Source organism: Bradyrhizobium sp. WSM3983, assembly GCF_000473045.1.
GTDB lineage: Bacteria > Pseudomonadota > Alphaproteobacteria > Rhizobiales > Xanthobacteraceae > Bradyrhizobium.
In genome coordinates, this window is record NZ_KI421489.1 from 248,474 (window position 1) to 266,100 (window position 17,627).

The following is a 17,627-nucleotide window of genomic DNA, read 5'->3' on the forward strand; positions in this document are numbered from 1 at the left end:
CTGCCTACCAGCTCGGCAATACCGCGCCCTTGAACTTGGTGAGGATGAACTCCTTCACCTCCGCCGTGTGATAGCTGTCGACCAGGATCTTGACCCAGGGCTTGTCCTTGTCGGCGCTGCGCACCGCGATCAGGTTGACATAGGGGCCCTTGGGGTCCTCGCGCAGGATCGGGTCCTTGACGGGATCGAGGCCCGCCTGGGTTGCATAATTGGTGTTGATCGCGGCGGCGTCGACATCGTCGAGCGCCCGCGGCGCCTGCGCCGCATCGACCTCGACGAATTTCAGCTTCTTCGGGTTCTCGGTGACATCGAGCACGGTCGGCTTGAAGCCTGTGCCGTCCTTCAACTTGATCACGCCCTTGTCGCGCAAGAGCAGCAGCACGCGGCCGCCATTGGTCGGGTCGTTGGGGATCGAGACCTTGCCGCCGTCGGGAATGTCAGCGAAAGCTTTGTGCTTCTTCGAATAGACTCCGATCGGGAAATTCACGGTGAGGCCAACCGACTCGATCTTGTAGCCGCGATCGGCTTTCTGGTTATCGAGATAGGGCTGGTTCTGGAAGGAATTGGCCTGGATGTCGCCGGCATCGAGCGCCGCGTTCGGCACCACATAGTCGGAGAATTCGATGAGCTGGATGTCGAGCCCTTGCCTGGCGGCGACCGGCTTCACGGCCTCGAAGATCTGCGCATGCGGACCCGGCGTCACGCCGATCTTGATGGTCTCAGCGTTTGCTGCGGCCGACCATGCGGCAAGCGCGGTTGCGAGGATCAGGGCGGGGCGAAACGACATCTTGGTCTCCATGACTCAGCGGCAATGACTGGAACCGTATTCGCTTCTCCGCCAGGCGAAATCAATGAAATGGAAATTCATATTTGCCGTCTGCGGCGGGCAACGCTTCTCCGTTCGCCCCTAAATAGGAAACGAACGCAGATTGGGGCCGCGGCAAGCCGCGCGCAAGCCCTTCCTAGGCGTGCAGCTCGGCGCGCCAGGTCGACGGCGAGACCATGATCAGCACACAGATCACGGCGTAAGCGGAGAGCGACACCGTGACCATGGCGGCGAGCCCGGTCATTCCCGCACCGAAATACGCAACCGCAATCCAGCCGCCGCCGGCCGCGATCAGGATGCGCGCGACCGCGGACAGCAGCGGGCCCGTCGCCCGGCCCGTGCCTTGCGCGGCAAACGACGTGACGAAGCCGAAGCCCAGCGCCGCATAGGCCGGCGCCACGATGTGCAGGTAAGTCATGCCCTCGTTCACCACTTCCGCGTCGTGGCTGAAGAGGTGCAGCCAGGCCGTCGGAAAGATCGCGACCAGGAGGCCGATGGACCCCGTCATGATCATGCCGGCGGCGCTGCTGACCCAGCCGATCCTCTGCGCCCGCGCGGTCTGGCCCGCGCCCATGTTGACGCCGACCATGGTCAACGTCGCCGTGCTGATGCCGAATAGCAGCGGGATCATGATGTAGTCGAGCCGCGAGGCGATGCCGTAGCCGGCGAGCGCCGAGGTGCCGAACAGGCCGACCGCGCCGGTGACGAGAATGACGGTGAGGTTGGTCAGCACGGCGTTGAACGCGGTGGGGATGCCGACCTTGAGCATGTCGCCGAAGATTCTTGCGCGCAGCGGCACGATGTGCAGCCTCAGGCCGGATGCGCCCGACGACATGTAGCGCAGCAGGAACAGCATCGCCGCGCCGTAATAGAGGCCGAAGGCAATGCCGGCGCCGCCGATGCCGAGGCTTGGGACGGGTCCGAAGCCGAAGATTAGCAATGGCGAAACCGGAATGGTCACGATCGCGCCGATCAAAGTCACCAGCGCCGGCACCTTGACGTTGCCGGAGCCGCGCAGCGCGGCCGCCTGGAGATTGACGATCCAGACGGGAATGGCGCCCGCGAAGAGATAGCTGGAATAAGTGACGGCCGCGTCGAGCGCGCCGCCGCGGCCACCGAGGGCGCGGAACAGCGCTGGACCGCCGAAGTGCGCACCCAGCGTGAACAGCGCGCCCGCGATGATCGCAAGCACGATCGCATGGAACAGCGCCGCATCCGCATCGTCGCGGCGGCCGGCGCCGACCGCGCGCGCCACCGACGAGGCGACGCCGGAGCCGAACCCGCCATTCGACATCATCGTCATCAGCATGAAGATCGGGAATACCAGCGCAGCACCGGCCAGCGCATCGGTGCCGAGAAAGCCAACGTAGTAGGCTTCCGCGATATTGACCGCGGTCTGCGCCACCAGGACGGTCACCGTCGGCAGCGCGAGCTTGAGCAGCGTCGGCAGGATCGGGGCGGTCAGGAGCGCGGCGCGGCGCTGCTGGCTCGCGCTCTGACCGGCCGTCGCCGCCGCGCGAGCCGGGGCCGCAGGGCGCGCCGGCGCCTCCGTTGCAGGCAAGGGCGGTGCGGCGACGTCCTCGACTGACATGCGTTCTGGTCCTGTCGTTCCCGGGAGGATGCCGCGCATCGGACGGCCATTGCATTATGACTGTCATATTATTACGGTGATAATGCAATAAGGCTTGCGCGCGGATCTGCTATGCCGGATCAAACGCCCGGATCGGCGGCAGATTGCCGGTGAACTTCTCCACCTCCACCGTCGTGAGCTGGCCGGTGCAGCCCTGCGCGAAGGATGAGGTGCCGATGTCGCGGGTGAGTACGTTCGGATTGCCGTGAACGCAGAGCGGCGCGTCGTCCTCGGGGTCCATCGGATCGTACCAGGCGCCGGTCTGCAGCTGCACGACGCCGGGCGCGATGCTGTCGGTGACGTGTACGGCGGCAAGGCACGCACCGCGCTCGTTGAACAAGCGGATGATGTCGCCATCCGCGATGCCGCGCGTGCTCGCATCGTGCGGATTCATGCGCGCGACCTCGCGGCCGCGATGTTTGGCGGCAAGCGAATGACCGCCGAAATCGAGCTGGCTGTGCAACCGTGTCGCCGGCTGGTTGGCGACAAGGAAGCACGGCGCCCCGGCCTTGGGCATGTCGCTCTTCTCGAGCCAGACCGGATGGCCCGGACAATCCGCATCGCCATGTCCGGCGATCTTCGCGGAGTAAATCTCGATGCGTCCGCTCGGCGTCGGCAGCGGGTGCGCGACCGGGTCCTCGCGAAAACTGCGCAGCCTGCCGCCATCGTCGGGCTGCTGCGGCACGACGAGGCTGCCGCGCTGCCAGAATTCCTCGAAGCTTGGGGCCTCTAAGCCGCGCTTGGCGAGTGAGGCGCGCGTCGGCTCGTAGAGATGCTCCAGCCATTGCCGCGAGGTGCGGCCTTCGGTGAAGGGCTCGCGGGCGCCGAGACGATCGGCGAGATCGGCAAAGATGTCGTAGTCGTCGCGCGCCAGCCCGAACGGCTCGGCAATGCGGTGCATCGCGACCATCAGCGGATCGTTGGTGGAATAGCCGATGTCCTCGCGCTCGAGCGTCATGGTCGAGGGCAGCACAATGTCGGCGTGGCGTGCGGTCGCGGTCCAGGCGAGCTCGTGCACGACCAGCGTATCGACTTTCGCAAATGCCTTGCGCAGGCGGTTGATGTCCTGGTGGTGATGGAAGGGATTGCCGCCGGCCCAATAGACCAGGCGGATGTCCGGATAGGTGCGCGTCTCGCCATTGTAGCGATAGGTGCTGCCGGGATTGAGCAGCATGTCGGCGATGCGCGCCACCGGAATGAAATCGCGGACGCCATTGCGGCCCTGCCCCAGCGTCGGCCCCGGCACGTCGTTCACGCGACGGCCGTAATAACCGATCGCGCCGAGCGAATAGGCATAGCCACCGCCGGGAAGACCGATCTGGCCGAGGGCTGCCGCCAGCACCATGCCCATCCACACCGGCTGCTCGCCATGTTCGGCGCGCTGGAGCGAATGCGAGACGGTGATCAGCGCGCGTTTGCCGGCAAGGCGCCGCGCGAGCGTCCGGATCGTGTCCGCATCGACGCCGCAGATCGCGGCGGCCCATGCGGCGTCCTTGGCGTGCCCGTCGCTCTCGCCGGTGAGATAGCGCAGGAAGACCGGCCAGCCTTCGGTGTAGCGATCGAGGAAGGCCTGATCGTGCAGATCTTCGCTGACCAGCGTGTGGACGATGCCGAGCATCAGCGCGGTGTCGGTGCCGGGAATGCATGTCATCCATTCGGCGCCGGCTTCCACTGGCAGATCCTCGCGCAACGGGCTCATCAGGATGAACTCGCAGCCGCGCCGGCGTGCCGCTTCCATGGCACCGCGCTCGACATGCTTGCTGATCGAGCCGCCGGCCACCATCGAGTTCTTCAGCGCCATGCCGCCGAACGCGAGCACGATCTCGGTTTCGGCCGCGATCTGCTCCCAGGTGACATTGCGCTTGGTGATGTCCTCGTAACCCGCCATGATCTGCGGCAGCAGCACCGAGGACGCGCCCGAGGAATAGGAATTCACCGAGCGGACATAGCCGCCCATCGCGATGTTGAGGAAGCGATGCACCTGGCTCTGCGCGTGATGCAGCCGGCCCGCGCTCGACCAGCCATAGGAGCCGCCGAACACCGCGCCGGGGCCGCGCGTGTCGCGGATGCGCGCGAGCTCGTCGCCGAGCAGATCGAGCGCCTTCTCCCAGCTGACGGAGACGAATTCGTCGCGGCCGCGCCTGTTATCGGGACCGGGCCCGCGCTCGAGCCAGCCGCGGCGGATGGCGGGCTGGGCGATCCGCGCCTGGTGGCGCAGAGCGCCAGGAAAATTGTCGATGATGCCATTCGGATCCGGATCGCCCGCATAGGCCCGCACCTCCAGCCCGGCTGCGCTGTTGCGTGCGGAAAACACGCCCCAATGCGAGGTGTGCGGCTTGAAGCCGTCCGACAAATCCAGGCCGGGGTCGGGGAAGCCGATCGTATCGTCCATCGCGTGGCCCTCATCGCAGGAAGCGCCGCGCAGGCAGCTCCGGTCGCAATTACGGAGCCAATATAGTGAGGCGCGCGCGTGGAAGGCAACGGATTACCGATGTCTGGAACCGCCTCGTCGTCATTGCCGCCTCGCCCCCGATGCAACATGATGGGGGTGCCGGTGACGACTGTTCTTGTGGCAGGTGGAGGTCATCTGATGGACGAAAACGACATCCGAGGCTTGGTGGCCGAGGTGAAGCAAGGCACGCTCTCGCGACGCTCGTTCATCCAGACCATGGCCGCGGCCGGGATCACGGCGCCAGTCGCGAGCCAGATCCTGCTCTGGAACGACGTGGCGATGGCGGACGCCACGTTGGCCTACAAGCCCACCAAGGCCGGTGGCGGCGGTCCGCTCAAGATCCTGGTCTGGCAGGCGCCGACGCTGCTCAATCCGCATTTCGCGCTCGGCACCAAGGACCAGATCGCCTCGCGTGTTTTTTTCGAACCGCTCGCCGGCTGGGACAAGGAGGGCAACCTCATCCCCTGCCTCGCCGCCGAGATCCCGACCAAGGCGAATGGCGGCCTCTCCGCCGACGGCACCAGCGTGATCTGGAAGCTGAAGCAGGGCGTAAGGTGGCATGACGGCAAGCCGTTCACCGCCGACGATGTCGTCTTCACCTGGCAATACGCCGCGGATCTCGCCACCGCCGCCTACACCACGGGGTCCTATCAGAACATCACGGTCGAGAAGATCGACGACCACGCCGTCAAGGTGACCTTCAAGGCCCCGACGCCGTTCTGGGCCGACCCCTTCGTCGGCGCGATTGGCCAGATCCTGCCGAAACATCATTTCGGCGACTATGCCGGCGCGAAATCGCGTGATGCGCCGGGCAATCTCAAACCGATCGGCACCGGCCCCTACAAGTTCGTCGAGTTCAAGCCGGGCGATCTGGTCCGGGCCGAACGCAACCCCGACTATCACGTCAAGAACCAGCCCTATTTCGACACGTTCGAGATCAAGGGCGGCGGCGACGCGGTCTCCGCGGCGCGGGCCGTGCTGCAGACCGGCGAATACGACTATGCCTGGAACCTGCTGGTGGAGGACGAGATACTCAAGCGCATGGAAGCCGGCGGCAAAGGCAAGGTCGAGTTCACGACCTCCGGCGGCGTCGAGTTCATCATCCTCAACACCACGAACCCGTGGACCGAGGTCGATGGCGAACGCTCCAACGCCAGGACCAGACATCCGACGCTGTCCGATCCGGCGGTGCGCCGGGCGCTCAACCTGCTGATCGACCGCGACGGGATCCAGAAATTCATCTACGGCCGCGCCGCCGTCGCAACCGCGAGCTTCGTCAACCAGCCCCCGCAGTTCAAGTCGCGCAAGCTGACCTACGAGTTCAATGTCGACAAGGCCAACAAGATCCTCGACGAGGCCGGCTGGAAGATGGGCGCGGACGGCATCCGCGAGAAGGACGGCAACAAGCTCAAATACGTATTCCAGACCTCGATCAACTCGCCGCGCCAGAAGACGCAGGCGATCATCAAGCAGGCCTGCCAGAAAGCCGGCATCGAGATCGAGCTCAAGTCGGTCACTGCATCGGTGTTCTTCTCGTCAGACGTCGGCAATCCCGACACCTACTCCAAATTCTACTGCGACATGGAGATGTACAACACGACGATGCCGCAGCCGGATCCGGAGCGCTTCCTGAACCAGTGCGTCTCCTGGGAGATCGCCAACAAGGACAACAAATGGCTCGGCCGCAACGTCTCGCGCTGGTCCGATCCCGAAGCCGACAAGGCCTACAAGGCGGCGCAGCAGGAACTCGACCCGGTCAAGCGCGCCGCGCTGCTGATCAAGGTCAACGAGATCTTCTGCGAGGCCAACATCTTCCTGCCGCTGCTGTCGCGCTACATCGTCGGCGGCGCCGTCAACAACCTGATGACCGACATCTCGGGGTGGGACGTCACGACGTGGAATCTGGCGAGCTGGTATCGGAGCTGACGGCCGGCGCTTGAGCACCCGTGGTGCTGATCCCCGAACCTGAGAGCGGCCCGGACGATGGACGCGGCCCGCGCTGACGACACATGATCGCGGCTTGCCGCCGGTCGTCGTCAGGATGCGATCACCATGGCCATCAACGCGCTGTTCGGCTTCAGAACCGATTTCGGTCTCGTCATCGCCATGACCGTGCTCGCGCTCGTGCCGGGAATCGCGATGATCTATTTCGTGCGGGATCACCTCGCCAAGGGCTTTGCGATCCGCACGTGAACCGAGGCGATCAGATGCCCCAGCGTAGCGCCGCGGTATGCACCGGTGCGTCCCACAATTCCTTTGACTGGCTGTCCAGCACGGAGACGGTGATGGAGGCACCGGCCATGTCGAGGGACGTCACATAGGACCCGGTCAGGAAGCGTGTCGCGGTAATCCCCGCCCCATCGAGAATCCGCTTGGCGCTGTTGGCCATCAGATAGAGTTCGATCAGCGGCGTTGCGCCGAACCCGTTGATGAGAAGCAGGACTTCGCTGCCCTTGCTCGGTGCGAGATCGCCCAGGATCGCGTTGAGCATCTCGGCGGCAATCGCATCGGCAGATGCCAACGGCACCCTGCGACGCCCCGGCTCGCCATGAATGCCGACGCCCATTTCCATTTCGTTGTCAGCCAGGGTGAAATTCGGCCGGCCCGCCGCCGGAACGGTGCACGGCAACAGTGCCACGCCCATCGAGCGGGTGCGCCGATTGACGTCATCGCCGAGCGCCTTGAGCGCGGCGAGCGGCATTCCCTTTTCAGCCGCAGCGCCGACCATCTTTTCCACGATCAGCGTGCCTGCGACGCCGCGACGGCCGGTCGTGTAGGTCGATTTCTCGACCGCGACATCGTCATTGGTCACTACGCTTGCGATCTCGCGCCCGGCCATCTCGGCGGCCATGGTGAAATTCATCACATCGCCTTCGTAATTCTTGACGATGAAGAGCACGCCTGCCCCGGTGTCGACCGCCTCCGCCGCCTCGATCATCTGATCCGGCGTCGGCGACGTGAAGACCTGGCCCGGACACGCGGCATCGAGCATGCCGACGCCGACAAAGCCGGCGTGGAGCGGTTCATGTCCCGAGCCGCCGCCCGAGATGAGCGCAACCTTGCCCGGCTTCAGGGTACGGCGGCGTACGAACTTCCGCTCGGCGCCGAGCAGCAGAATATCGGCATGGGCTGCCGCCAATCCGTCGAGACTCTCTTCGAGCACCGTATCGGCGCTGTTGATCAGCTTCTTCATGGCGTCCTCCCGGTTATCTTTTCTGCGGTCCGAATTCGTCAGCCGATGCTTTCGGCGTAGCGCGCGAGCTGGGCAGCAAAGTCGACGATGAGCTGCTCGAGCGCCCGATTCTTCTTGTCGTCGCCGAGATCGGGCACCGTCACTGTGACAATGCGGGTGCGCGCCTCGCGGTGGGCTCCGCGCAGCCGTCCCGGATGTGCGCGCCCGTAGGCCTCGAGGAACGCCGCCCGCTCGGCACCTGCGAGATGGCAGACCTCGAAGATGATCGGGACATGCTTCGCCGGGATCGGCACCAGATAGGCCGGATTGGTGATCTGGCTGACGAAGGAGCGGTTCTTGCCGAGCGCCGCAGCGAGCTTCAATCGCGTCCCGGATGGCCGGTTGTCGAGGGCCCGCCGCAGAATGAGCTTGTAATCCGCGACATTGCTGTCGCCCGGGCGGCTTGTGTCCTCGCCAGCATCGTCGCTCATGTGGTCACCCTGGCGATGGTCGCCTTGAGCCGTGCCACCGCAATCGGCGAGACCGAGAGGGTCGTCAGGCCCGTCGCCAGCAGCGCTTTCGTCAAGCGCGTATCGGCCGCGGCATCGCCACAGAGCGAGACCTCGACGCCGCGCTTGCGCCCGGCCTCGACCGTTCGCGCGATCAGCGCCTGCACCGCCGGATGGCCGGCATCGTTGAGGTCGGCGACAGCGCCGATATCGCGCGCCGCAGCCATTGTGTATTGGGTCAGGTCGTTCGACCCGATGGAATAGAACGCCGCGCCGAAATCTTCCGCGCATAGCGCTGCCGCCGGCACCTCGACCATGATGCCGAGCAGCGGCCGGGCGCAGGCGATGCCCTCTGCGCTGAGTGCCGCGAATTCCGCGTCCAGCATGGCATTGGCACGATCGAGCTCTGCGGGAATCGCGATCATCGGCAGCATCACCTTCAGCGTCCCATGAACGGCCGCACGGCACAGCGCCCGCAACTGCACGCGAAACACCTCCGGCCGCGCAAGCGAGAGCCGGATCCCGCGCAGGCCCAGGAATGGATTGCGTTCACTATCGATCGTCAAGCCGGCGATTGGCTTGTCGCCGCCGGCATCGAGGGTGCGGATCGTCACCGGCCGTCCTGCGGACCAGTCGAGAATGCGCCGATAGACGGCGTATTGCGCATCCTCGCCCGGCAGCCCCCTCGATCCCTCGAACAGAAACTCCGTTCGCACGAGGCCGATGCCGTCACAGATTGCGGGATCGAGGCTCGCGAGCTCTTCGGGCGCGGCGACGTTAAGAAGAACGGCGATGCGCCGGCCATCGGCCGTCACCGCCGGTTTGAGGCGGCCTGCGTCGGCAGCGATTTGCGCGGCGTTCGCCACTGCCATGCGGTGCTCGAACAGGCGGCGCGTTTCGGGCTTGGGATCAAAGATCACGGTGCCGGTGTCACCGTCGACCAGCGCTATTGACGGCGGCTGTCCGTTCCATGGCAACGGGCCCAGTCCGACCACCATCGGTGCGCCGCGCGCCCGCGCGAGCATCGCGACATGTGACGACGGCGATCCGGCGGCCAGCGCGATGGCGCCGCCCCGGGTCCAGTCGACGGCGAGGAATGTCGACGGCGAAATGTCATCACCCATGACGACGGAATCGCCGGAGATCTTTGCGATCGGAGCGGCGCCGTTCAGACCGGCGAGCACGCGGTCGCGGATATCGACCAGATCTGCGGCACGAGCCCGGAAATATTCCTCCTCGGCCGCGCGATAGCCGGCGATCTCCGCGTCGAGCGCCGCGCGCCAGGCGTCATCGGCGGTCGCACCGGCCGCGACGGCTTCGTACGCACTCTCCGCAAGCGCATCGTCACCGAGCATCGCGACCTGGAATTCCAGGATCTCCGCGGCCTCGCCGTGAACCGTCGCAATCAGTTCGGCGAGCTCCACTGCTGCCCCCTCGATCGCCGCCTTCAGTGCGGCGGCCTCCTGAGCGGGATCGTCCTTCGCCGCTCTGTTCACCACTGCACGCGTCAGCACGGCGACCGGGCCGATGGCGAGGCCTGGCGAGGCGGGATGGCCGGTGAGATGGATCTCGCCCACGATCTCAGGCCTCGCCGAAACCGTCATGCACCAGCGCCAGCATGGCCGCGAGTGCCGCCTCGCCATCAGGACCAGCGATGCGAAAATGCAGCGTTGCGCCCTGCGGCGCCTTCACACGCATCACCTTCACCGGGCTCTTGGCGTCCGTCCATGGTCCGTCGGCAGCAAGCGCAATTTCGATCTTTGCGGCAAAGCCTTTCGCGCATTGCGTGAGCTTCACCGAAGGCCGCGCGTGCAGGCCGACCGGATTGACGAGGACCGCGGAGGCGGTCAGCAGCGCAAACGTCTGAGCCGCCCGGTTGGCGTTGGCATCATGCATAGAATTCCTCCGCGCTGCGCTTGACGGCGGCGAGTGGCGAGCCGCCCGAAGACTCGGTCGCAGCGATCACGGCCCCCTCGACCACCGGGGCATTGCAAACCAGGACGCGCGCGCGCCGATCCTCAGGGAGCATCTCCACCGCCATCTCCGAATTGGTCTCGGCGCCGCCGAGATCGACGAGGATCGCGACGCCTGCCGGTGACCAGGCCGTCTCGATCGCTTCGAGTATCCCTGCAACGTTCGTACCGAGCCCGCCATCGACATCGCCACCGGTCCAGGCCAGCGGCACCGCGTCTCCGACCATCTGGCGCACCATATCGGCCGCGCCTTCCGCTATCTTCGGCGAATGCGATACGATGACAATTCCGACATTGCTCATGTATTGACCTCGAACTCCAGTGTCTCAACTGCTGCGCCGATCAGAAGGGACGCCGAGCGCGAGCCGGGGTCCATGTGACCGATGGAACGTTCGCCAAGAAACGACGCGCGGCCTCGAAGCGCCTGCATCGGCGTGGTGCGATCGGCCGCTTGCACAGCCTCAGCCGCGATCGCCTTGGCATCGCCGCCGCCCGCAAGTAAGGCGTGCACCGGCACCAGGACATCCAGCAGCGTCTTTTGCCCTGCCTCCGAACGGCCGCGCGCCTTGACGGCCTCGATCGCCTTCTCTGTCGCTGCGACGAGATCAGCCCGGCTCGGCTGCTCCGGAAGTGCCTTGCCCAGTTCCATGAAGAAGGTTCCGACCAGCGGCCCTGAAGCGCCGCCGACCTTCATCACCAGGGTCATTCCAATCGCCTTCAACATCTCCGGGAGCGACTTGTCGGCCAGGCCCGGCAATGCCGCGAGCACGGCTTCGAAACCGCGCTTCATGTTCAGTCCATGATCTCCATCGCCAATCGCCTGGTCGAGGCTCGTCAACTCGTCGGCGTGCTCGATCACCGACCCCGCCAGCGCTCGCACCAGTCTTTCCCTGGCTACCCGATCAAGGCTCATGCCGCCACTCTCCCGCCCTTCGCATCGAAAAACAGCGGCCTGTTCAGCCGCAGCGACACCACATCCCCGGCGCCAAAGCCCGCCTCGGGATCCGCCAGGGTCACAACCGGCCTGCCGGCGAGATCGAGATGGAGATGGCTCTGGTCGCCGAGGTGTTCGACCCGCTTGACGGTCGCCGACACGTCGCCTCCGCCACGCGCGATCGTCAGGTGCTCGGTCCGCGCACCGATCGTCTCGGCGCCGGCTGGCGCGCCGCCGAACAGGGCGGCCGGCAGCAAATTGATCGTCGGCTGGCCCAGGCGCGCCGCGACATGCGCGTTGATCGGGTTCTCGTAGATTTCGCGCGGCGAGCCGATCTGCATCAGTCGGCCGCCTTCGATCACGCCGATGCGCGACGCCATGGTCATCGCCTCGGTTTGATCGTGGGTGACATAGAGAATCGTCGCGCCGAGATCGACCTGGATCCGCTTGAGCTCGAGGCGGAGCTCGCCGCGCAGCTTGGCATCCAGCGAGGAGAGCGGCTCGTCCATGAGATAGATCGAGGGCGAGCGAACGAGGGCGCGACCGATCGCGACGCGCTGCATCTGTCCGCCCGACAGTTGCGTCGCCTTGTTGTCAAGCTTGGATTCGATATGAAGAAGACGCGCAACTTCCTGCACCTTCGTGCGGATGTCGGCTTCGGGCACGCGGCGCGTTGGCGCGCGCAACGCGAAGGCCATGTTCTCGAACACGGTCAGGTGCGGATACAGCGAATATTGCTGGAAGACAAAGGCGACGTCTCGGTCTGCCGGTGCATCGCTGGTCACGTCGCACCCGTCGATCCGGATCGAGCCGCTGTCCGGCCGCTCCAATCCGGCGATCAAACGCAATGCCGTGGTCTTGCCGGCGCCGGTCGGCCCGAGCAATGCAACGAACTCGCCGTCGCCAATTGTCAGAGACAGATCACTCACCGCTTGCGTCTTGCCGAATGCCTTGGAGACGGCGTTGATCTCGACCTCAGCCATGCGCACCTCCTTCGTATAGCGCGGTGCGTATGGCCCGGCCCGACGCCTTGTCGAAGATCGACAGCGTATCGGGCCGGAAGTCGAGCCCGACAGTCTCGCCAGTCCGAAAGGACCTGCTGCTGGGTGAGCGAGCCTTGAGTGCGCCATAGTGCGTCGTCACGGTCACGATCTGCGTCGTGCCCAGATATTCCGTGCCATAGACCTCGCCGCGCACCATGCCGCGATCGGTGAACCGCACATGCTCGGGCCGCACGCCGAGCACTAGCTCGCTCTCTGCCATCGCCTCGCGCGCGGCAGGAATTGTAACGTCACGCTCGCCGAGCCGGATCGCCTCTGCGCCGGTCTGCAGGCCGCTACGGAACGGCAGAAAGTTCATGGGCGGCGAGCCAATGAAGTCTGCGACGAACAGCGAAGCCGGCCGGTCATAGATGTCGCGCGGGCTTGCGACCTGCTCGACAACGCCATTGTTCATCACCGCGATCCGGTCGGCCATCGCCATGGCCTCGAGCTGGTCATGGGTGACATAGACGGTCGTCGCTCCCAGGCGGTCATGCAGGGCCCGCAGTTCGTGAATCATGGCCTCGCGCATCTCGGTATCGAGCGCGCCAAGCGGCTCGTCCATCAGAAAACACTTCGGTTTGCGCACGATCGCCCGCCCCAGCGCGACGCGCTGCCGGTCGCCGCCGGCGAGGCCCGATACCGATCGATCGAGGAGATGGGAGATCCGCAGGATGCGCGCGGCCTCGACGACCCGCCGGTCGCGCTCGGCCGCGCTGATGCCCTCGCATTTCAGGGGAAAGCCGATGTTGCGCCGGACATTCATGTGCGGATAGAGCGCGAAGAGCTGGAACACGAAGGCGATGTCGCGCGCCGATGCGCGATTCATCGTCACGTCCTCTCCGTCGAGCCGGATGGTCCCCGATGTCGGCAGCTCCAGACCGGCGATCATGCGGAGCGTCGTGGTCTTGCCGCAGCCGGAAGGTCCGAGCAGGCAGAGGAACTGGCCGTCCTCCACCGTGAAGCTGGCAGCCTTGACCGCATGGAACGACCCGAAGGATTTGTCGAGCGCCTCGACCTTGATCTGTGCCATCGCGCCCTACTCCCGGACCTTGGACACGATGGTGAACATCACCGTGCCGAACAGGGTCGTCGCCAACGACCAGGAATACAGTGTCAGGGAGAATGGCTGCATCAGCATCACGACGCCGGCGGCGATGATCGTGGTCGCTGCAGCTTCGAGCGGGCCGCGGCGCAGAACGCGGTCGGCAAGACCGCGACGCACGATGGATGGGGTGGCATTGACACTCATTTGCGGACGGCTCCAAAGGTGATGCCGCGCAGCAGATGCTTGCGCAGAAGCACCGTGAACACCACGATTGGCACCAGGAACAGCGTGGTTCCGGCGGCCACTGCGGGCCAGTCCTGCCCGCCTTCGCCGATGATGATCGGAATGAAGGGCGGCGCCGTCTGCGCGTTGCCCGAGGTGAGAAGCACCGCAAAGGCGTATTCGTTCCAGGCAAAGATCAGGCAGAAGATCGCGGTTGCCGCGATCCCCGTCGTGGCCTGCGGCAGCACCACCTTCACGAACGCCTGGAAGCGTGTATATCCATCGATCATCGCCGCCTCCTCGTACTCGCGCGGGATTTCGTCGATGAAACCCTTGAGCAGCCAGACTGCGAGCGAGACGTTGACCGAAGTGTAGAGCAGGATCATTCCGAGTCGCGTATCCGACAATCCGATGGTGCGGTACATCAGATAGATCGGAATCGCGACCGCGATCGGCGGCATCATCCGGGTCGATAGGATGAAGAACAGCAGGTCGTCCTTCAGCGGCACGCGGAAGCGCGAGAAGCCATAGGCCGACAAGGTGCCGAGCGCGACGGCGAGCACCGTCGAGCCGAACGCAATGATCAAGGAATTGACGAAGCGCGGCACATAATTCGAGGGACCGGCGACCACCATGTTGCGGCTGCGCGCGATGCTGTCGCACAGCCCCTGCGGCGGTCCCAGCGAACGGATGAACTCCGGCGTCTGGCGCGAGCGCGTCGTGAACAGATTGCAGAAGCCTTCGAGCGACGGCTTGAACATCACCTTTGGCGGATAGGAGATCGCGTCGTCTGGCGATTTGAAGGCGGTGAGCATGATCCACACCAGCGGGATCATCGTGATGATGGCGTAGAGCACGACGAGCGAGCCGGCAAAGCGCCGCGTCGTTGCCGACGGCTCGACGACCGAATGGGCTGTGGTGGCTGAGGTCATCGGCTCTTCACCTTGTTCAGCGCCTTCACGTAGATGTTGGCGAGGCCGAAGACCGTCACGAACAGGATGATCGCGAAGGCCGAGGAATAGCCCGTACGCCAGCTCTCGAACGCCGCACGCTTGAGCGTGATCGAGGCAACTTCCGTGGTCGATCCTGGTCCACCGCCGGTGAGCAGATTGACCATGTCGAACATCTTGAAATTCTCGATGCCGCGGAACAGCACCGCCAGCATGATGAACGGCAGCGCCATCGGCAGCGTGATCGACCAGAACTGCCGCCATTTCGACGCGCGATCGACCTCGGCCGCCTCGTAGATGTAGTCCGGGATCGACCGCAGGCCTGCGAGACAGATCAGCATCACATAGGGCGTCCACATCCAGGCATCGACGATGACGATGGCCCAGGGGCTCAGCGTGACGTCGCCCAGCATCTGGAATGACGAGGCCGCGCGGCCGGTGAAGAAGGCGACCACGTAATTGAACAATCCGATCTGGGGTTGATAGAGGAACGTCCAGAAGTTGCCGACGACGGCGGGCGACAGCATCATCGGCAGCAGGATGATCGTGGTCCACATCCCGTGGCCGCGGAACTTCTTGTCGATGAGGTAGGCCAGGCCAAATCCGAGGACGGTCTCGATCACCACCGTCCAGATCACGAAATGCGCCGTCACCTGCATCGCCGCCCAGATGTCGGGATCGGTCAGGATCGACTGATACCAGTCGGCCCCCAGCCAGATCGTCGGCACGTTGGCGCGATTGGCACGGTAGTTCGTGAACGACAGATAGATCGTCCAGAGCAACGGGAAGATGTTGATCGCCAGCAGCAGCACGATCGTCGGCGTGATGAAGAGCCAGGCGAGAGTCCTGTCCGACAGGCCCCGGATACGACGCGCCACGCCTGGCCGGACCATGACAGCCCGATAGGTGATCCGCGAAGAGGCACTCAATTCATTCATTGCATCGACCGATCCTGGCACCGGGCGTCGACGATGCGACGGTTCCGGTCATCGAAGGAAACCCGGAGCGCGAGCGCACGCGCTCCGGGCCGTTTGCCTCAGAACTTCTTGCCTTCTTCCTTGAAGATCGCCTTCCAGTCCTTCACCAGACCGTCGAGTGCTTCCTGCGCGGTGCCCTTGTCGGCCACCACATAGTCATGCACGCGCTTCTGCTCGGCCTGCAGCAGCTGGGCATAGGAAGGTTCGGCCCAGAAGTCGACGACCATGCCCATCGACTGCAGGAACTCCTTGGCGAAGGGCGCGCTGGTCGGGAAGCTCGGATCGTTCAGCACGGACTTGGCGCAGGAATAGCCGCCGAGCGCCCACCACTTCTTCTGGACGTCGCCGCCGGAGAACCACTTGATGTATTGCAGCGCTTCGGCCTGGTTCTTGGAGTAGGAAACCACCGAGATGCCCTGGCCGCCGAGCTGCGTCGCCTGCCCGGCAGGACCGGCCGGATTGACGAAGAAGCCGATCTTGTCGCCGCCGACATTCGGGTCCTTGTACAGGCCCGGGAAGAAGGCGAAGAAGTTCATCTGCAGCGCAACCTGGCCGGACTTGAAGGCGTCAAGCCCCTCCGACATGTAGGAGTTGGAGGCGCCGGGCGGCGTGCAGCACTTGTAGAGCTCCTTGTAGGCCTCGAGCCCCTTCACCGCGCCGGGCGAATTCACGAACCCGTCCATCGCATAGGGCTTCTTCGGATCGTCGTATTTAAGGCCGTAGTCGTAGAGGTAGTTCGAGACGCCCATGGTGATGCCTTCCGAGCCACGCTCGGTATAGATCGAGGCGCCATAGACCTTCTTGCCGTCGATCTCGCGGCCCTGGAAGAATTGCGCGACGTCGCGCAGCTCATCGAGCGTCTTCGGCACGCCGATGTCGCGGCCGTATTTGGCCTTGAAGTCCTTCTGCACGTCCGGCCGCGCGAACCAGTCCTTGCGATAGGTCCAGCCCACCGCATCGCCCATTGCTGGCAGCGCCCAGTAGTTCGGCGTGTTCTTCGGCCACTCGGAATAGCCGACCACCGTCGCCGGCATGTAGTCGTCCATGCTGATTCCTTCCTTCTTGAAGAAATCGTTGAGCTTGACGTACTGGCCGTTCTCCGCGGCGCCGCCGATCCATTGGGAATCGCCGATGATGAGATCGCATAGCGAGCCGTGGGAATTGAGTTCGTTGAGGAATCGATCGGCGTAATTGGTCCACGGCACGAATTCGAACTTCATGCCGATGCCCGACTTGGCGGTGAAGTCCTTCGACAGTTCGACCAGCGCGTTGGCGGGATCCCATGCGGCCCAGCACAGCGTGATGGTCTTGCCTTGCGCCTGTGCGGGCGTGGTCCCCGCTCCGACGCCGAATGCGGCGGCAACAGCCCCGCATGCCACAACAAGCGTCTTCATCGTTCGTTTCATTGCACGTTCCCTCCGAGTGGGCCGGCCATCGACATGGCGCGCGGCTTTCCTGTCCGCCCGAATGCCTCGAGCAGAGCGACACAGTCCTTGACGAGCTGAACAACTAAACTAGCGTTTCCTCGCGCCACCCGGATTCTAGAGGCCCGGCAGGCCCGATTTGTTTAGTGAACCACCATTTACTAAACATTGCAAGCGGCGTTGGCGGATTCGTCGATCGAGCGCCTCGACGCAGTCGCGACCGAGGAGGCGCGGCTCAGGAGGTTCGTGCTGGTTGCAGCGATCGGTTCAGGGGAGGTGCAGGCGAAGGCTTCAGAGGGCAGACGCGCCTGTGCGCTCTCGCTGCTTGCTTCGCCCGAGTTTTGCTTCGTCTCTTCAGTTTCTTGCCACCCTCTTGTCCAAGAGGGCGCAGGGAAGGCCGGGTGCTGACCTCGCACCCGCGGTCCGCTGCGCGAAGATGTAGCGCAGGAAAACCGCACAGCAGCATACAG

17 protein-coding genes are annotated in these 17,627 nt (G+C 64.7%); 2 read left to right on the forward strand and 15 right to left on the reverse strand.

Features of this window, described 5'->3' with window-relative positions; all coding sequences use genetic code 11:
* Window positions 1–4: 4 nt before the first annotated feature.
* The 3 genes from YUA_RS0141975 to YUA_RS0141985 form a co-directional block, all read right to left on the reverse strand.
* Window positions 5–799 (reverse strand): MetQ/NlpA family ABC transporter substrate-binding protein, encoded by a 795-nt coding sequence (locus tag YUA_RS0141975; protein WP_027536000.1) that lies wholly within the window; start codon window positions 797–799, stop codon window positions 5–7.
* Between the two features lie 163 nt (window positions 800–962).
* Window positions 963–2,417, reverse strand: a complete 1,455-nt coding sequence (locus YUA_RS0141980; RefSeq protein ID WP_027536001.1) for an MATE family efflux transporter — start codon at window positions 2,415–2,417, stop codon at window positions 963–965.
* A 109-nt stretch (window positions 2,418–2,526) separates the two neighbouring features.
* A complete protein-coding gene (locus YUA_RS0141985; protein WP_027536002.1) occupies window positions 2,527–4,848 on the reverse strand; it encodes a molybdopterin guanine dinucleotide-containing S/N-oxide reductase in 2,322 nt (773 codons plus the stop codon).
* Between the two features lie 198 nt (window positions 4,849–5,046).
* Between YUA_RS0141985 and YUA_RS0141990 the strand changes: the two genes are divergently transcribed.
* Both YUA_RS0141990 and YUA_RS49625 read left to right on the forward strand, forming a co-directional pair.
* Window positions 5,047–6,834: a peptide ABC transporter substrate-binding protein gene (locus tag YUA_RS0141990; protein ID WP_027536003.1), complete on the forward strand. Its 1,788-nt coding sequence runs from the start codon at window positions 5,047–5,049 to the stop codon at window positions 6,832–6,834.
* A 126-nt stretch (window positions 6,835–6,960) separates the two neighbouring features.
* A complete protein-coding gene (locus tag YUA_RS49625; RefSeq protein WP_198029600.1) occupies window positions 6,961–7,101 on the forward strand; it encodes a hypothetical protein in 141 nt (46 codons plus the stop codon).
* Between the two features lie 10 nt (window positions 7,102–7,111).
* Here YUA_RS49625 and dhaK read toward each other — a convergent pair whose 3' ends face one another.
* The 12 genes from dhaK to YUA_RS0142055 all read right to left on the reverse strand — a co-directional run bounded on the left by dhaK (window position 7,112) and on the right by YUA_RS0142055 (window position 17,127).
* Window positions 7,112–8,101: a dihydroxyacetone kinase subunit DhaK gene (gene dhaK / locus YUA_RS0142000; protein ID WP_027536004.1), complete on the reverse strand. Its 990-nt coding sequence runs from the start codon at window positions 8,099–8,101 to the stop codon at window positions 7,112–7,114.
* A 38-nt stretch (window positions 8,102–8,139) separates the two neighbouring features.
* A complete protein-coding gene (locus tag YUA_RS0142005) occupies window positions 8,140–8,571 on the reverse strand; it encodes a hypothetical protein (RefSeq protein ID WP_027536005.1) in 432 nt (143 codons plus the stop codon).
* Window positions 8,568–10,193: a phosphoenolpyruvate--protein phosphotransferase gene (gene ptsP / locus YUA_RS0142010; protein WP_051383655.1), complete on the reverse strand. Its 1,626-nt coding sequence runs from the start codon at window positions 10,191–10,193 to the stop codon at window positions 8,568–8,570. The genes YUA_RS0142005 and ptsP overlap by 4 nt, the downstream gene beginning before the upstream one ends.
* Window positions 10,171–10,485 (reverse strand): HPr family phosphocarrier protein, encoded by a 315-nt coding sequence (locus tag YUA_RS0142015; RefSeq protein WP_051383656.1) that lies wholly within the window; start codon window positions 10,483–10,485, stop codon window positions 10,171–10,173. The genes ptsP and YUA_RS0142015 overlap by 23 nt, the downstream gene beginning before the upstream one ends.
* Window positions 10,478–10,864 carry a dihydroxyacetone kinase phosphoryl donor subunit DhaM gene (gene dhaM / locus YUA_RS0142020; protein WP_027536008.1) on the reverse strand — a complete coding sequence of 129 codons (387 nt, stop codon included), beginning with the start codon at window positions 10,862–10,864 and terminating at the stop codon, window positions 10,478–10,480. The genes YUA_RS0142015 and dhaM overlap by 8 nt, the downstream gene beginning before the upstream one ends.
* Entirely contained in the window at window positions 10,861–11,475 is a 615-nt protein-coding gene (dhaL, locus tag YUA_RS0142025; protein ID WP_027536009.1) for a dihydroxyacetone kinase subunit DhaL, read from the reverse strand. The genes dhaM and dhaL overlap by 4 nt, the downstream gene beginning before the upstream one ends.
* Window positions 11,472–12,479 carry an ABC transporter ATP-binding protein gene (locus YUA_RS0142030; protein WP_027536010.1) on the reverse strand — a complete coding sequence of 336 codons (1,008 nt, stop codon included), beginning with the start codon at window positions 12,477–12,479 and terminating at the stop codon, window positions 11,472–11,474. Before YUA_RS0142030 ends, dhaL begins: the two co-directional genes overlap by 4 nt.
* Window positions 12,472–13,569 (reverse strand): ABC transporter ATP-binding protein, encoded by a 1,098-nt coding sequence (locus YUA_RS0142035; protein WP_027536011.1) that lies wholly within the window; start codon window positions 13,567–13,569, stop codon window positions 12,472–12,474. Before YUA_RS0142035 ends, YUA_RS0142030 begins: the two co-directional genes overlap by 8 nt.
* A 6-nt stretch (window positions 13,570–13,575) precedes the next feature.
* Window positions 13,576–13,788 carry a hypothetical protein gene (locus tag YUA_RS0142040; protein ID WP_027536012.1) on the reverse strand — a complete coding sequence of 71 codons (213 nt, stop codon included), beginning with the start codon at window positions 13,786–13,788 and terminating at the stop codon, window positions 13,576–13,578.
* Complete coding sequence (locus YUA_RS0142045) at window positions 13,785–14,738, reverse strand: carbohydrate ABC transporter permease (protein ID WP_027536013.1); 954 nt, start codon at window positions 14,736–14,738, stop codon at window positions 13,785–13,787. Before YUA_RS0142045 ends, YUA_RS0142040 begins: the two co-directional genes overlap by 4 nt.
* Window positions 14,735–15,694, reverse strand: coding sequence for a carbohydrate ABC transporter permease (locus tag YUA_RS0142050; protein ID WP_027536014.1), 960 nt, complete (start codon window positions 15,692–15,694; stop codon window positions 14,735–14,737). Before YUA_RS0142050 ends, YUA_RS0142045 begins: the two co-directional genes overlap by 4 nt.
* A gap of 98 nt (window positions 15,695–15,792) precedes the next feature.
* Window positions 15,793–17,127, reverse strand: a complete 1,335-nt coding sequence (locus tag YUA_RS0142055; RefSeq protein ID WP_371259954.1) for an ABC transporter substrate-binding protein — start codon at window positions 17,125–17,127, stop codon at window positions 15,793–15,795.
* Window positions 17,128–17,627: the final 500 nt, after the last annotated feature.

Bases quoted from the DNA above. Each gene is read 5' to 3' on its own strand.
- YUA_RS49625 (WP_198029600.1), top strand. From the start codon at position 6,961: ATGGCCATCAACGCGCTGTTCGGCTTCAGAACCGATTTCGGTCTCGTC.
- YUA_RS0141975 (WP_027536000.1), bottom strand. From the start codon at position 799: ATGGAGACCAAGATGTCGTTTCGCCCCGCCCTGATCCTCGCAACCGCG.
- YUA_RS0142030 (WP_027536010.1), bottom strand. From the start codon at position 12,479: ATGGCTGAGGTCGAGATCAACGCCGTCTCCAAGGCATTCGGCAAGACG.
- YUA_RS0142005 (WP_027536005.1), bottom strand. From the start codon at position 8,571: ATGAGCGACGATGCTGGCGAGGACACAAGCCGCCCGGGCGACAGCAAT.
- dhaL (WP_027536009.1), bottom strand. From the start codon at position 11,475: ATGAGCCTTGATCGGGTAGCCAGGGAAAGACTGGTGCGAGCGCTGGCG.
- YUA_RS0141985 (WP_027536002.1), bottom strand. From the start codon at position 4,848: ATGGACGATACGATCGGCTTCCCCGACCCCGGCCTGGATTTGTCGGAC.
- YUA_RS0142055 (WP_371259954.1), bottom strand. From the start codon at position 17,127: ATGAAGACGCTTGTTGTGGCATGCGGGGCTGTTGCCGCCGCATTCGGC.
- dhaK (WP_027536004.1), bottom strand. From the start codon at position 8,101: ATGAAGAAGCTGATCAACAGCGCCGATACGGTGCTCGAAGAGAGTCTC.
- dhaM (WP_027536008.1), bottom strand. From the start codon at position 10,864: ATGAGCAATGTCGGAATTGTCATCGTATCGCATTCGCCGAAGATAGCG.
- YUA_RS0142040 (WP_027536012.1), bottom strand. From the start codon at position 13,788: ATGAGTGTCAATGCCACCCCATCCATCGTGCGTCGCGGTCTTGCCGAC.
- ptsP (WP_051383655.1), bottom strand. From the start codon at position 10,193: ATGACGGTTTCGGCGAGGCCTGAGATCGTGGGCGAGATCCATCTCACC.
- YUA_RS0142045 (WP_027536013.1), bottom strand. From the start codon at position 14,738: ATGACCTCAGCCACCACAGCCCATTCGGTCGTCGAGCCGTCGGCAACG.
- YUA_RS0141990 (WP_027536003.1), top strand. From the start codon at position 5,047: ATGGACGAAAACGACATCCGAGGCTTGGTGGCCGAGGTGAAGCAAGGC.
- YUA_RS0141980 (WP_027536001.1), bottom strand. From the start codon at position 2,417: ATGTCAGTCGAGGACGTCGCCGCACCGCCCTTGCCTGCAACGGAGGCG.
- YUA_RS0142035 (WP_027536011.1), bottom strand. From the start codon at position 13,569: ATGGCACAGATCAAGGTCGAGGCGCTCGACAAATCCTTCGGGTCGTTC.
- YUA_RS0142050 (WP_027536014.1), bottom strand. From the start codon at position 15,694: ATGAATGAATTGAGTGCCTCTTCGCGGATCACCTATCGGGCTGTCATG.
- YUA_RS0142015 (WP_051383656.1), bottom strand. From the start codon at position 10,485: ATGCATGATGCCAACGCCAACCGGGCGGCTCAGACGTTTGCGCTGCTG.